General features: G+C 56.3%; 14 protein-coding genes and 2 pseudogenes. 5 read left to right on the forward strand and 11 right to left on the reverse strand.

Going from position 1 to position 12831, the window contains the following annotated elements:
- Positions 1-17 precede the first annotated feature (17 nt).
- A complete protein-coding gene (locus M5C01_RS16105; protein WP_103499346.1) occupies positions 18-224 on the forward strand; it encodes a hypothetical protein in 207 nt (68 codons plus the stop codon).
- Between the two features lie 108 nt (positions 225-332).
- On the opposite strand, the gene M5C01_RS16110 is transcribed toward M5C01_RS16105, so the two are convergent.
- The 3 genes from M5C01_RS16110 to M5C01_RS16120 are packed head-to-tail and all read right to left on the reverse strand — an operon-like array spanning position 333 to position 4437.
- Entirely contained in the window at positions 333-1673 is a 1341-nt protein-coding gene (locus tag M5C01_RS16110) for an MFS transporter (protein ID WP_247263496.1), read from the reverse strand.
- Between the two features lie 41 nt (positions 1674-1714).
- On the reverse strand, positions 1715-3256 hold the full coding sequence (locus M5C01_RS16115; RefSeq protein WP_103499342.1) for an AMP-binding protein: 1542 nt from the start codon (positions 3254-3256) through the stop codon (positions 1715-1717).
- 2 nt (positions 3257-3258) lie between these two features.
- Positions 3259-4437, reverse strand: coding sequence for an acetyl-CoA acetyltransferase (locus tag M5C01_RS16120; RefSeq protein WP_152740411.1), 1179 nt, complete (start codon positions 4435-4437; stop codon positions 3259-3261).
- A gap of 149 nt (positions 4438-4586) precedes the next feature.
- On the opposite strand from M5C01_RS16120, the gene M5C01_RS16125 reads away from it, so the two are divergent.
- From M5C01_RS16125 to M5C01_RS16135, 3 genes and pseudogenes are all read left to right on the forward strand, one after another.
- Complete coding sequence (locus tag M5C01_RS16125) at positions 4587-5159, forward strand: LuxR C-terminal-related transcriptional regulator (protein ID WP_103499341.1); 573 nt, start codon at positions 4587-4589, stop codon at positions 5157-5159.
- 15 nt (positions 5160-5174) lie between these two features.
- Positions 5175-5420 carry a type II toxin-antitoxin system RelE/ParE family toxin gene (locus M5C01_RS16130; protein WP_178129911.1) on the forward strand — a complete coding sequence of 82 codons (246 nt, stop codon included), beginning with the start codon at positions 5175-5177 and terminating at the stop codon, positions 5418-5420.
- A pseudogene (locus M5C01_RS16135) lies at positions 5421-5577 on the forward strand (addiction module antidote protein, HigA family); the annotation flags it as partial.
- A gap of 70 nt (positions 5578-5647) precedes the next feature.
- Here M5C01_RS16135 and M5C01_RS16140 read toward each other — a convergent pair.
- The 4 genes from M5C01_RS16140 to M5C01_RS16155 form a co-directional block, all read right to left on the reverse strand.
- A complete protein-coding gene (locus M5C01_RS16140) occupies positions 5648-6889 on the reverse strand; it encodes a M20/M25/M40 family metallo-hydrolase (RefSeq protein WP_152740410.1) in 1242 nt (413 codons plus the stop codon).
- A 64-nt stretch (positions 6890-6953) separates the two neighbouring features.
- Complete coding sequence (locus tag M5C01_RS16145; RefSeq protein ID WP_152740409.1) at positions 6954-7754, reverse strand: class I SAM-dependent methyltransferase; 801 nt, start codon at positions 7752-7754, stop codon at positions 6954-6956.
- A 229-nt stretch (positions 7755-7983) separates the two neighbouring features.
- Complete coding sequence (locus tag M5C01_RS16150; protein ID WP_152740408.1) at positions 7984-8232, reverse strand: hypothetical protein; 249 nt, start codon at positions 8230-8232, stop codon at positions 7984-7986.
- Between the two features lie 541 nt (positions 8233-8773).
- A complete protein-coding gene (locus M5C01_RS16155) occupies positions 8774-9217 on the reverse strand; it encodes a DUF2846 domain-containing protein (RefSeq protein ID WP_103496604.1) in 444 nt (147 codons plus the stop codon).
- Between the two features lie 167 nt (positions 9218-9384).
- On the opposite strand from M5C01_RS16155, the pseudogene M5C01_RS16160 reads away from it, so the two are divergent.
- A pseudogene (locus M5C01_RS16160) lies at positions 9385-10176 on the forward strand (transposase); the annotation flags it as partial.
- Positions 10177-10483: 307 nt separating this feature from the next.
- On the opposite strand, the gene M5C01_RS16165 reads toward M5C01_RS16160, so the two are convergent.
- From M5C01_RS16165 to M5C01_RS16180, 4 genes are all read right to left on the reverse strand, one after another.
- Complete coding sequence (locus M5C01_RS16165; protein WP_152740407.1) at positions 10484-11014, reverse strand: hypothetical protein; 531 nt, start codon at positions 11012-11014, stop codon at positions 10484-10486.
- Positions 11015-11422: an SMI1/KNR4 family protein gene (locus M5C01_RS16170; protein WP_152740406.1), complete on the reverse strand. Its 408-nt coding sequence runs from the start codon at positions 11420-11422 to the stop codon at positions 11015-11017.
- A 518-nt stretch (positions 11423-11940) separates the two neighbouring features.
- On the reverse strand, positions 11941-12276 hold the full coding sequence (locus tag M5C01_RS16175) for a hypothetical protein (RefSeq protein ID WP_152740404.1): 336 nt from the start codon (positions 12274-12276) through the stop codon (positions 11941-11943).
- Between the two features lie 3 nt (positions 12277-12279).
- Positions 12280-12483, reverse strand: coding sequence for a ParB N-terminal domain-containing protein (locus M5C01_RS16180; RefSeq protein ID WP_152740403.1), 204 nt, complete (start codon positions 12481-12483; stop codon positions 12280-12282).
- Between the last annotated feature and the right edge of the window lie 348 nt (positions 12484-12831).

The raw sequence follows: 12831 nt of genomic DNA on the forward strand, positions 1-12831 counted from the left end.
TTGTGAGGTCACTGATGATGGGCACATTCGAACCTGGTTCACATGTACGCCTGCGCTCGGGCGGCAAGATAATGGTGGTCAAGCACGGCTCAACGGCCGCCCATCTCCCGGAGACCCTGCTGGTGTTGTGCGAGTACCGGGCCAAGAATCGGTTGGTGCAGGGTTTCTATTCTGCGCGGGACCTGATTCTGGCGCCCAGGGAAGCGGTGCCCAATCAAGGCTGAACACGGTCCTGTAGGAGCAGGGCTTGCCCGCGAAGCTTTTGGCGGCCTCAAGTACGCCTTCGCGGGCAAGCCCTGCTCCTACAAGGTTGTGGCGTTCTCAAGATCTCATTAACTGGCCGGCATCGGTGCAGCGGCGCTCGGCACCACTTTGCGGGTCTGGGCCGCACCGGTGCTGGCAACAAAATCCCCCTGACGCAACAACACCAGCGCAATCAGCGACACCACCCCCGTGCCGACATAGAAGTACCAGGGCGAAGTAATGTCCCCGGTCAACTTGATCAGCCAGGTGGAAATCAGCGGCGCGCTGCCACCGAATACCGCCACCGGAATGTTGTACGCCACCGCGATACCGGTGGAACGGATGCGCGTGGGCAGCAGTTCGCTCATCAGTGCGTAGGTCGACGAGGCATACAGCCCGAACAGGATCGCCACCGCCATCAGCGGCCAGAAAAACGAGGCCGCCGTGGCCGTCGGCGCCGACTTGAACAGCCAGAACATCGCCAGGGTCGCCAGGGTCCCCACCACCAGCAGAAACGGCTTGCGCCCGTAGCGGTCGGTGAACGCCCCGCCGAACGGCATCACAAAGGCCGCCGAGAAGCTGGCGGTAAAGACGTAGAGCAGGGTCGTGCCGCTGTCGAACTTGAGAATGCTCGACATGTAGGTCGAGGCAAAGGTCAGTACCAGGTAGAAGATCGAGCTGTGCAGGGTGATGATAAAGAACACCAGGGCAATCGCCCGTTTCCACTGCCAGACTTCCCGCAGTGGCGCCTTCGAGGTCTGCCCGGCCTGCAACAAGGCGATAAACTCGGGGCTGTCTTCCAGCTTCAGGCGAATGTACATCGAGATCAGGCCCAGGGGCGCCGCCATCAAAAAGGGAATGCGCCAACCCCAGTCCTGCATCAGCTCTGCGCCCAGGGTCCAGGTCATGCCGTTGGCCACCGCGCCACCGAGCAACAGGCCAAGCACCGCCGTGACCATCAGCCAGCAAGTGGCAAAGCCTCGCCGTCCTGGCCCCGCGTACTCGGAAATAAAGCTGGTGATGGTGCCGATCTCGCCGCCGGCGGAAAAACCCTGCACGCAACGAATCAGCACCAGCAGGATCGGCGCGGCAATCCCCAAGGTTGCATAGGTCGGCAACAACCCCAGCAGGCAGGTGGAACCGGCCATCATCACCAGCACCGTGATCAGGGTCTTGCGTCGACCGATCTTGTCCGCCAGCGGGCCGAAGAACAGTCCGCCCAACGGCCGGATGAAAAAGCTCAGGGCAAAGGCGGCGAAACTGGCGAGCAGGCTGGTGGTGGGGTCGTCGGAGACGAAGAACGACCGGCCGATATAGACGGCGAGAAAGCCGTAGACGCCGTAGTCGTACCATTCGATCAGGTGGCCGGAAGTTGCACCGATAAACGCCCGGCGTCGTTGCCGGGCCGGGTCTGTGTGTTGCATTCCCATGGAAGGGACTCCTGTCTGATGGCTATCCGTAAAAGGGTTGTTCAGGGAACGAGGGTGTCATTGGCGCTGTGCTTCAACCACAGGCGCAGTTCGGTCTTGAGGACCTTGCCATAGCTGTTTCTTGGCAGATCGCTGCGAAAGACATACTTCTTCGGCTTCTTGAACGAGGCCATGCGCTCGACGAACCAGGCATTGAGCGACGACTCGTCAAGCGTCCCGGCGATGCGCGCGACGACGAACGCTACCACCGATTCACCCCAGTGTGCATCCGTTTCGCCCACCACACAGACTTCAAAGACCCCCGGGTGCTGTGCCAGCACTTCCTCGACTTCCCGGGGATAGATGTTGCTGCCGCCGGAAATGATCACATCCTTGGAGCGGTCGGTGAGCGTCAGGTAACCGGCCTCGTCGACAAAGCCCACGTCACCGGTCAGCAGCCAGCCTTCCACCAGGGTCTGGCGCGTTGCGGCCTCGTTGCGCCAGTAACCTTGCATGACGGTGGGCCCGCGCACGGCGATTTCGCCCATCTGACCAACCGGCAGCGGCCGGTGCCCGGGATCGAGGATGCGGATTTCCACGCAGGACTGGGCGCGGCCCACGGACGCGGTCAGCGTCGCCCATTCGGGGTGTTTGCGATCGGCAATCACCTGGCGGGACAAGGCACTGATGGTCATCGGGCTCTCGCCCTGGCCATAGATCTGCACCAGTCGTGGCCCGAAAGTAACGAGGGCCTCCTTCAGGTCCGCCTGGTACATGGGAGCGCCACCATAGACAATCGTCTTGATGCCCTCCCCGCTATAACCTTGACGGCGGGCCTGCTCGACCATGCGCTTGAGCATGGTGGGCGCCGTGAACAGACTGACATTGCCCAGCCAGTTCGCCAGGCCGAACAGCTCGTCGGCCCTGAAGCCACGGGACTCAGGGACCACATGGCGCGCGCCACGGCGCACGTGGATAAAGTTGTAGAGACCGGCACCATGGGACATCGGCGCCGCATAGACCACGGCATCCTCGGCACTGACCGGGTCCACATCCAGCGGATAGCACAGCGACATGGCCATAAGGTTGCCATGGCTCAGCATCACGCCCTTGGATCGACCGGTGGTGCCGGAGGTGTAGAACAACCAGGCCAGGTCATCGGCATGACGCAGACAAGGGGTATCCAGCGCCGTCGAAGCCACCGGCTCGAACTCGCCCATGTCTTCCCGATCCAGCTCTCGGCAACCCGGCAGCGGGATATCGGGCGCGAACACCTCGCCACCGTCAGTGAAAATCAGCCGGGCCTGGGCGTTCTCGACGATCCAGCTGACCTCGACAGGGTGCAGCTTGCAGTTGATCGGCACCGCCACGGCGCCGACCCACCAGATGGCGTAGAGCAGCTCGAGGTATTCACAGCAGTTCAGCATGAACAGGGCGACACGATCACCAGGGACGATCCCGTGCTCGTTGACCAGATACGCGGCCCGGTGCCGAACCAGGGCCACAAAGGCCCCATAGTTGGCGACTTGCCTCAGCCCCTCGAACAAGGCGGGTTGCTCCGGACAACGCAAGGCGGTGTCTTCCAGCCAGTTGGCGATATTCATGCTCAGCTCCTGCGTGCCTGAAGAACCGAAGCGTAGTTGGCGACCGCCATGCCACCCATATTGAATACCAGACCGAACTCGGGATTCTGGGCCGCGAGGCCAATCGGTTCGCCGGTCAGTTGCCGAAATGCCAGGGCATGCATCGAGACCCCGGTCGCGCCCACCGGGTGTCCCTTGGCCTTGAGTCCGCCGGACAGGTTCACCGGCAGCCGCCCACCCGGGCGCACGGTGCCGTCATCCAGGGCCCGATGCCCTTCGCCCCGGGGCGCCAGACCCATGGCTTCGTAGATCAGCAGCTCGGCGATGGTAAAGCAGTCATGGACTTCGGCAAAGCCGAGGTCGCCGAGGGTCACACTGGCGCTGCGCAGGGCCGAGTGGATCGCCCGCTGCGGCCCTTCGAAGGCGAGGATGTCACGGCGGGCGATCGGCAGAAGATCATTGACCTGGGCGGTCGAGCGGATCCGCACCTCGCGGCGGAACTGCTGCGCGCGCCGGGACGAGGCCAGCACAATGGCCGCCGCGCCGTCGCTGATCAGCGAACAATCGGTCAGGCGCAGCGACGGCGCGACATAGGGATTGCTCCGGGAGACGTTGTTGCAGTGTTCGAAATCCATCACCCGATGCATCTGGGCCAGGGGATTGGCCATGGCATTGGCGTGGTTCTTGGACGCGATGGCGGCCATGGACGCCATGGGGCAGTGGTAACGCTGGCGGTACTGCTGCGCGGCAAGGCCGAACAGTTGCGGAAAACTCAAGCCCGCCTCCTCGCTATCGTTCTGGTACCCCGCACCGGCCAGGGCCTTGGTGACCTCGGCCGTGGAGTTGCCGGTCATCTTCTCGGCGCCCACTACCAGCACCAGCTCGGCGGAGCCCGAGAGAATCGCGTTGATCCCCGCCTGGATCGCCGCCGAGCCCGAAGCACAGGCGTTTTCACAGCGGGTGGCGGGTTTGAAGCGCAGCCCCGGGTCGGCTTGCAGCAGCAACGAGCTGGCAAAACCGTCCGGGACCAGGCCCGAATTGAAATGCCCGAGGAACAACGCATCGATCTCCGAAGCCGAGATCGCGGCATCCGCCAGCGCCTGACGGGTCACCTGAACGATCAGATCTTCCAGGGTGGAACCTTCAAGCCGGCCAAAGCGCGAGTGGCCGGCCGCAACAATGGAGACACAATCATGAATCATGGTGATTTTCTTCTTGGCATGGATCAGGCATTGCTTACAATGGCGCATCGCCGGTATCGCTCGCCAGTTAGTACAACTACCTACCTGGGTACGTAGCGATTCCGGGCCGGAAATCGCCAGTATCGGACTTACCTTGAGGCAGGATGCCAATGACCGTCTTCACACAACAACTGAAAGACCTTCAGCGCCTGGCCTTCATGGTCTCGCCCGCAGCGCAATTGATCACCGGCAATCGCCTGATGCTCGATTGCAACGAGGCCTTCCTGGAGTTGTTCGGTTACCCGCGCGAAGAGCTGCTGGGGCAGTTGACCCTGCTGATCTACCCGTCCCAGGCCGACTACAAGACCATCGGCAATCGCAGTCGCAGTTGGCTGCGCCGCAGCAAGAGCGGCTCCTACGCCGACGAACGTTTTATGCAGCACAAGAACGGCGAGGTGTTCTGGGCCAGGTCCCAGGGCTATACCCTGACTCCGGACGATCCGTTCAAGCTGATGGTCTGGCACTTCGAACGCCTGGATCGGGCACACCACGCCACGGTGGACCTCACGCCGCGGGAACGGGAAATATCGATGCATATCGTCAACGGCCTGACCTGCAAGGAAGTAGCCCGCAAGCTGGCGATTTCCCATCGGACCGTGGAAGTCCACCGTGCCCGCCTGATGAAAAAGATGCAGGCCAAGAACAGCGCGGACCTGGTGTCGAAGATCATCTTTGTCGATTGAGGCAAAGTCCTTCGGATTTTTTTCGAAAGCGGCTCAACCAGCGGTATCAGCCCGGACCAGGCAAAGCGATTATCCGGCGTATTGCTCGCGCTAAACCGGGCAGAGACTCCAGATGATGTGAACCTTCCTGGTTGGAGGCTACACGCGCTAGAAGGTGAAATGCCAGGATTCTGGCCAATCACCGTGACCGCCAACTGGCGTGTAATCTTCCGTTTCGTAGGAACGGACGTCGAATTGGTCAACTACTTGGACTACCACTGAACGGAGCTCCTTCATGGGCATGCCCCCATCAGCCCAGATCTTGCTGTAAGACTGGAGCGCGCTGGCATCAGTACTGCACGTCTCTGGCTGAGTATTCAGGCAGACGGTGGAGCATCGAGAACAGCCCACTATCGAACGTTATACCCAGGCGGGCTGATGCAAAGTTGGGGGCAACCTGCGCTCAGATCGTTCCCGGCGTTGCGGGAACGATCTGACAAAACCAGGCCCTAGCGCTTGGCCAGTTCCATGATCATGCGGCTCAGCAGATAGATCCGGGGCGACACGCTTTCCACCTCGGCGTATTCCTCGGGGGTATGGATATTACCGCCGACAATCCCGAAGCCATCCAGCGTCGGCGTGCCCACGCCCGCCGACAGGCTGGCATCCGCCGCCCCGCCGCTGCCCTCGATAGTCAGCTTGCGGCCCAGTTCACCGTAGATCCCCTGGGCGATGGTCACCAGCGCATCCGACTCGGCGGTTTCCGGCATCGGCGGCAAACCGCGCAACAGGCTGGTCTTGACCTCGGTTTCCGGAATCAGCTTGTTGGCCGAAACCCGTGCCAGGTCCTTCTCGATCCGATCGAACTCCTCCGGCAATGCCGCCCGCACATCGGCCTTGGCGGTGGCCTGGTCAGGGATCACATTGATCCGGTCCCCGGCCTTGAGCAAGGTGAAGTTGATGGTGGTCTTCTTCTCTTCATCGCCCAGCTTGCTCAGTTGCAGGATCTGGTGGGCTGCTTCCATGGCCGCGTTGCGTCCCAACTCCGGTGCCACGCCGGCGTGCGCGGCCTTGCCCTTGATCTCGACCACCGCGGTGGCGCTGCCCTTGCGCCAGACCACCAGGCCATCGGCCGGACGACCGGGTTCCAGGTTCAGGGTCACGTCGTGGGCCTTGGCGGTGTTCCGGATCAGTTCGGAGGCGATCTCCGAGCCGGTTTCCTCGCTGGCGTCGAGCAGGAAGGTGATTTGCGCGTAGTCCTGGAAGTTCTGGTTCTTCAGCACTTTGAGGGCATAGATCCCGGCGACGATGCCGCCCTTGTCATCCATTACGCCAGGGCCGTAGGCGCGACCGTCCTTGATCTGGAATGGACGCTCGCTTGCCGAGCCTTCCTTGAACACCGTGTCCATATGCGCCATCAACAGGATTTTGGCCTTGCCGGTGCCCTTGAAGGTAGCGAGTACGTGGCTGTTACGGGCGTGCGCGTCGGGCACCAGTTCAATGGTCGCGCCGAGTTTTTTCAGCTCATCAACGGTGATATCGCGTACCTGGGTCAGGCCCGGCTCGTAGCCGGAACCCGAATCGATATTGACCAGGCGTTCCAGCAACTTCAGGGCTTCGGCCTTGTACTGTTCGGCGTCGGCCTGGATTTGTTTATGGGGTTCGGCGCTCCAGGCCGGTGCGGTGAAACCGCAGGCGAGCGCCAGGCCGAGGGTGGTGGCCAATACGGTGCGGGGGAGATTGAACGTCATGAACGGATCCTTGTTTTTTATTGGAGTGTTGCGTGTTGCTTGTCTACCGGTTGCTTCATCCTCGCTACATCTTGATGCCCGTCAGGGTGTAGCACATTGGCACAGCCCAATAGCCGTCTTCATAGATGTCATAGATCTCTTCCCGGTTGGAGTGCGGGTACTCCGAGAAATGACTGATGCGCAAACCGGCACTGATCGCGCCGGTGATGATTTCAGCCAGGGTATGAGGATGCCAGTAGCTACTGATGCCGTTGGCCTCGGCTTGGCCTTCGTAGACGATGGTTTTGTCTTCAACGATTGGGCCGGTCTGGAAGTAGGAGCTGGAGATTCTCCACGGGTCGGTAGACTCGGGGTCCAGCATCTCCAGAAAGGGATGGGTTTCGTAGATCACCAGCGTGCCGCCCGGCCTGAGCGTCTTCGCTGCGTGGACGAAGAACGCCTTGATGTCTGGCATCCAGTTCAGGACGCCGATGGTGATCAGGGCGATATCGAAACTTTCGTGAAGATCGGCTGGTAACTCATGCACATCGGATTCGACGAATGTCGGTGTATGGGGAGAGCGTGCGGTCAGCTCGCGTGCCTGGTCCAGAAAGGCAGAGGCCTGGTCCAGCCCCACGACGGTTCGGGCGCCCAGGGCAAATAACGAAAGTGATTCGCGGCCGTTGTTGCAGCCCAGTTGGATAACGTCCTTGCCGGCGATACCGACCTCACGCAAGCGCTCGGTCAGGGTTGCATCCAGGCATGAAAAGTCTGGCATGCCGACAGATTCGAGGAGAGTCGTCCAGGCGCGGCTGGTTCTGTGGTGATCGGCGGAGGCGTTCCAGGCGTCTCGATTGCTGCTGATGACGCTCTTGGCGGATGACATGTTCTAGTTCCCTTAGAATGATTCTTCGTCTGCAATAAGTCTTGCCCGGGCTGTCTTGCCTGGGTCGTACGCGATGGTCATTGCGTCTAATACAGAGATCGAACGATCTTCAAAGCGTACGTGAATTGCCCGGTACAAGGAAGGCGACAAGATTTGCGCCGCCCTTAAACGAAAAAGAGATCAAGCAGCCAAATGCTTGATCTCTCTAAGTGGAGAAACGGGAGCAGATTTATTTGCTCACGGCCTCAATCAATCGATGGGCATTGACGCCCGGTTGGATGGCGAACAGCGTGGGTTTGTACGGGGCTTCGGGGGTGACGGGTTTGGAGCAGGTGAACGCGAGGGTGTCGAGCAATCGAGGGGGATTGGTCGGGACCGGCTCAGGCTCATCGGAGAGTTTGCGCAAGTACAGGCTTCTGTCGGCGGTACTGAGGGTTTTACGAACGGCCGGCGGATCGGGGGTGATCTTCTTTGACATGGTGACGCTCCTTCTTCTTAAGAATGAAGCTCGTCATCTCAGGCTGCAAAACGAACGGTGGCGAGCCGTACACAGGTTTGCAGACCGGGAAGAAGGAACCGGCAGGCCGAAGCCTCCTGCGCACAACTCGCCATAACACGAGCATAAAAATACCGCATACGCGGCGCTGTGCGCCTTCTTCGAAACCGGACTGCAAAACCCGCGTCGCTGAATTTGCAGCGACAGCCGAACTGTAGCCCTGGCGTTTGGCGCACGCAATATTCTCCCACGCCTGTAGCGCGTGGGAAATATGAGTTTTTTCGGCAGTCCATTTCGCGTATTGATTGAGCGCTACTGAGCCGCGCGCGCTAAAGCGAAGACCCAAGCCTTACCCCATACTGATGAAAACACGTCGATCAGCAACGGAGGATGTCAGGAAAGCAGGCATCCGAAGAGAGTTAAGTGCCAATCAAATGCGTCCCCTTTTCCGAGCTACATCTGCGAGGCGGGATAAGCGCTTGATTGAATCGCTCCCGCACTGCACGCGGGAGCGACCGGAACCTTACTGAGCCTGGATCAACTTGCTTTCGCTGACACCGGCACGGCCGGTTTTGTCGTCGACAACTTGCAGGTTGTTGCGGGCCTTGATGAAACCTACTTTCACTTCCTGCCAGACAAAATAGTTCTTGCCGGCTTCAGCCGTAAGTTTCAACTCGGAATCGTTTTCTGCCGAAGACACCAACGTCTGCTGGCCCGCCGGGACAGAGAGCATCAGGTAAGACTTGGCAACGGTCTGCCCTACTGGCTTACCGTTGAGCGCGACGGGCATTTTCACGCCGGCGCCCATGCTTTCGTTGCGATAAACGTAGATGTTGGCTTTGTCGGGGCTGACCTGAAACGTCTTGGCTTGAGCGTCCTGGTTGTCGTCAGCCATTTTTACCGAAGCGCAGCCAGCGGTAAGGGCGGTCAGTGCCAGCAAAGCGGTGAAGGTGAACTGCTTGAACATTGTGTATCTCCATTTTTTGATGAGTCCAACGAACCGTTATCGGCAGCGCTCGACAAAAGGCAATGAGCCATCATTGAAAAAACGGAAATAATTTCATCAGCGTGTGATGCCAGTGCCGCTAAGGAAACTCCGAACAAGCCCCCAAACGTGCTGAAATACAGTCTCATCAGCAGAGTCTGCTCAGAACCATGCTCGACACCTTGGATCGAGGTGACATTGTGCGGGGCGATGCCTATTACGCGACGTACTTTTTGTTGTGTGAGCTGCAACATCGAGGCGTGGACGGGGTGTTCGAACAATACGGAGCTCGACGGCGTAGCACGGACTTTCAGATGGGAAAGATCTTGGGGTCGGAAAATCATTTGATTGAGTTGAAAAAGCCCAAGACAAAACCGTCCTGGATGAGTCAGGTCTATTACGAAGAGGCCCCTGAAACGCTGACCGTACGTGAACTGAAGGCAGGCGGGAAAATCCTGGTCACCACCTTGAGTTGTCCGCAGCAAGTGCCCAAAGCGGCCCTCAAATCACTGTTCAAGGACCGATGGCATGTGGAGCTGGATCTGCGCAACCTCAAGACTACGTTGGGGCTTGAAACACTGAGCTGTAAGACACCGGGTATGGCCGTCAAAAAGCTGTGGATCTATTTGCTGGCGCACAACCTGATACGGATGATCATGGCGCAATCGGCCCTGTTAGCTGACTGCCTGCCTCGCGAGCTGAGCTTCAAACATAGCCTTCAGCTATGCCTCGCGTTGAGGCACTACGGGGCTCAAGAACAGGATGATAAGGTGTTGGATTTGCTCGAGCTGATTGCCCAGAAGCGTGTCGGAAAGCGTCCTGGCAGGATTGAACCGCGCGCAATAAAACGAAGGCCCAAGCCTTACCCCATGCTGATGAAAACACGCCGATCAGCAAGGACCGAGGTCAGGAAGAATGGACATCCGAAGAAGGTTAAGTAAGTGCCATTCAAATCCGCCCCCTTTTCTCTGGTGGTGTTTGCAACTATCACCGTAGACCAAGACCAGCCCTTTTTCATTTCTTGCTTTCAACTCAGACACTTAGCCGTTAAGTAAGAGTCATTCAAATCCGCCCCCTTCTCTAATAAGTCTCCTTTTCGCTCCTTTTCGCTATTTAACCCCACAGACAGCCACCAAACACAAGAACATAAGTGCCCCCCTTTTCGCGGACTCGGCGAAACTCGTGGAAGACAACCAAACCCTAACCACTACCCCATTTTCTCCCTGGCGGAAGGTGTCTACTTTTTAATTATGACTCACTGTCAGACATTCGTTTATTGTAAGCGGCAGCAAATTTTCTTTTCTCGGCTCCTGATAGTCTACCCCACTCACTCAGCCTCAGCTTTTCTCTATATATTTCATCCGCGACAAAGGGAAAACTTTCATCTAATGCCTCTACCGCGGCAATGAACTCGGCGGGAGGAAGGTAATTATGGACCTCGATGAAGTGCAGGATCATTATGGGTGCTGCATAAATAGTTTCATGCGAGGGAATCCAGAGCTCAGCGCTGGGCAATATCTTTCCAGTAGAACCAATCAACTCAAGCACACCACATACCTGACAAATAGTCAGCTCCCGAATCGGCTCCACAAGCGGCTGAAAACCACCGCTACTACCAGCAAGTTTTTTCAATTTCTGAAAAACTGATTTTGGCATATCACCCTGCGGAAACCCAGAATCAAAATCAAGCCAACCCACATTTTTTACACCTTCCAAAGTAAAAGGTGCTATCTGATAAGAGTAGCTGGTCAAGTCAGTAAAAAAGATTGGTTTATACACTTAATTCAAATCTGGCCACTGTGCAAGATGCCCCTCTACTGAGAGCCTAAGAAATTCTGAAAAACTTTTCCATGGCTGCGGGACTTCACTCTGCCCTTCAAAATACTGAAACACGGGTGGATCATCAGATACGGGTAGAAAATAATTAATCTCATAACCTTGATGCATGCAAAAAACCTTTGCATTGTTTGGCAACAAATCTGGCGCACCCAGTTCAATAAGCAGCTCTTTTGCCTCAGACTGAAGCTGAAGAACTCTCGGGTAAAATATATCTGTACCGCAGAATAACTCTCCCGCAGACTTCCCGGCGACAACCAAAAACTCACGATAAGCCAATGGGAGTATACAATTGAAATGTCGCTCCACAGCCAAAATCTCATCCTCACTACAACCAAGAGTACTCTCCACCGAGATCCCCCCTTCTGCTCCAATTCAGAAAAAATCTCTCGCATACTACTTATCATCAGCGTTTACCTGTTGTCACGTTAACCTTCACACCGGGAAATTTCTGTTCGACCTGACTAATAACCCCACTACAAGACACACACACTGGCAACTCAGAGTAAAGATTCACAACCCTTGAGATGAAGGCGTTAATTTTGTCCAAAAGGGGACGGATTTATTTTCTGTTCATTTACTGCCGCGCCTTGGCGCCCACCAAAAAAAATCAAATAAATCCGTCCCCTTTTTCTATAGACCAAGACCAGCCATTTTTCATGTTTTGCTTTCAACTCAGTTACTTAGTCGTTAAGTAAGTACCATTCAAATCCGCCCCTTTTTTATTCTCACCCCATCATTTTTTCTACAGCACTACCGGCTTTGCGTCACGTGCATTGTGCGTCCCACCAGATCATTTACTGCTCACGATCTAATTTGTGCTCCGGACCCAACGAACACCTAAAACAGTGTCCCATTTCCTAATTTATCTAAAATTCATCGGGAATGAAAACCTCATTCACTTCAACAGCCTGAGCTTTTTTTAAAACCTCAAGAAAGTCAGAAAAAGAGCCTTCATAAAATCTAAAATAAAAGAATTCTGTACAAAGCTCAGAATCGCTTTCAACCAACAGTTTCACCCCCGCCCCCTCATAGGCCCTCAAGCCAAGGTAGCTTTCTTTATTCTTTAGATGAAAAGACTCAACATAAAATCCCTCTAACTCCGAAGACAAGCGCTCCTCACTAAAAAACTCCCAACCCTGCTCCCCCAAAACTTTTAGCGCGCCAACAGGAATGACAAAAACCGCCCTATATTTTTTCGTCATACACTACTCCCAAATATTAACCGGTATTGAACCTAACCCAGCCTTCTTGGCAGCAGCTGCTCGATGATGCCCATCCTGAATTTCCAACCGTCCTGTATTAGGATTCATCCATGCATCTACTGGCCAGTTCTGGTCAAATCCATTTTGCAACATGTCTTTTGCCATTCTCTTAATCAGTGATCCTGACATTTCAGAACTTGTTTGCATAGGTATTAAATTACGAAAAAAGGGGACGGATTTATTTTCTGAGCGCGTCTACTGCTAACTTTTGGTAACGCCAAAAAATCAAATAAATCCGTCCCCTTTTTTCGTTAAAAATCAAATAAATCTGTCCCCTTTTTTAGTCCCCTTTTTTCCTTTTCGAAGTAAGTACCATTCAAATCCGCCCCCCTTTTTGGTTCGCCTGAAACATGTAGGAAGTATGAGCTTTTTTGGAAGGCTATTTCGCATGCCGATTAAAGGCCACGGAGCTGCGCCTGCGGCACAAAAACAGACCTATCCGAAGGCCTTTTCCGCACTCATTGCTATTTATCTTATGCTCTCGGCACTAGCGCA

This window comes from Pseudomonas sp. MWU12-2319, assembly GCF_023242525.1.
Taxonomy (GTDB): domain Bacteria; phylum Pseudomonadota; class Gammaproteobacteria; order Pseudomonadales; family Pseudomonadaceae; genus Aquipseudomonas; species Aquipseudomonas gingeri_D.

Coding starts and splice junctions, on each gene's coding strand:
- M5C01_RS16145 (WP_152740409.1), bottom strand. CDS start 7,754: ATGTCATCCGCCAAGAGCGTCATCAGCAGCAATCGAGACGCCTGGAAC.
- M5C01_RS16105 (WP_103499346.1), top strand. CDS start 18: ATGGGCACATTCGAACCTGGTTCACATGTACGCCTGCGCTCGGGCGGC.
- M5C01_RS16180 (WP_152740403.1), bottom strand. CDS start 12,483: ATGCAAACAAGTTCTGAAATGTCAGGATCACTGATTAAGAGAATGGCA.
- M5C01_RS16110 (WP_247263496.1), bottom strand. CDS start 1,673: ATGGGAATGCAACACACAGACCCGGCCCGGCAACGACGCCGGGCGTTT.
- M5C01_RS16120 (WP_152740411.1), bottom strand. CDS start 4,437: ATGATTCATGATTGTGTCTCCATTGTTGCGGCCGGCCACTCGCGCTTT.
- M5C01_RS16125 (WP_103499341.1), top strand. CDS start 4,587: ATGACCGTCTTCACACAACAACTGAAAGACCTTCAGCGCCTGGCCTTC.
- M5C01_RS16155 (WP_103496604.1), bottom strand. CDS start 9,217: ATGTTCAAGCAGTTCACCTTCACCGCTTTGCTGGCACTGACCGCCCTT.
- M5C01_RS16140 (WP_152740410.1), bottom strand. CDS start 6,889: ATGACGTTCAATCTCCCCCGCACCGTATTGGCCACCACCCTCGGCCTG.
- M5C01_RS16115 (WP_103499342.1), bottom strand. CDS start 3,256: ATGAATATCGCCAACTGGCTGGAAGACACCGCCTTGCGTTGTCCGGAG.
- M5C01_RS16175 (WP_152740404.1), bottom strand. CDS start 12,276: ATGACGAAAAAATATAGGGCGGTTTTTGTCATTCCTGTTGGCGCGCTA.
- M5C01_RS16150 (WP_152740408.1), bottom strand. CDS start 8,232: ATGTCAAAGAAGATCACCCCCGATCCGCCGGCCGTTCGTAAAACCCTC.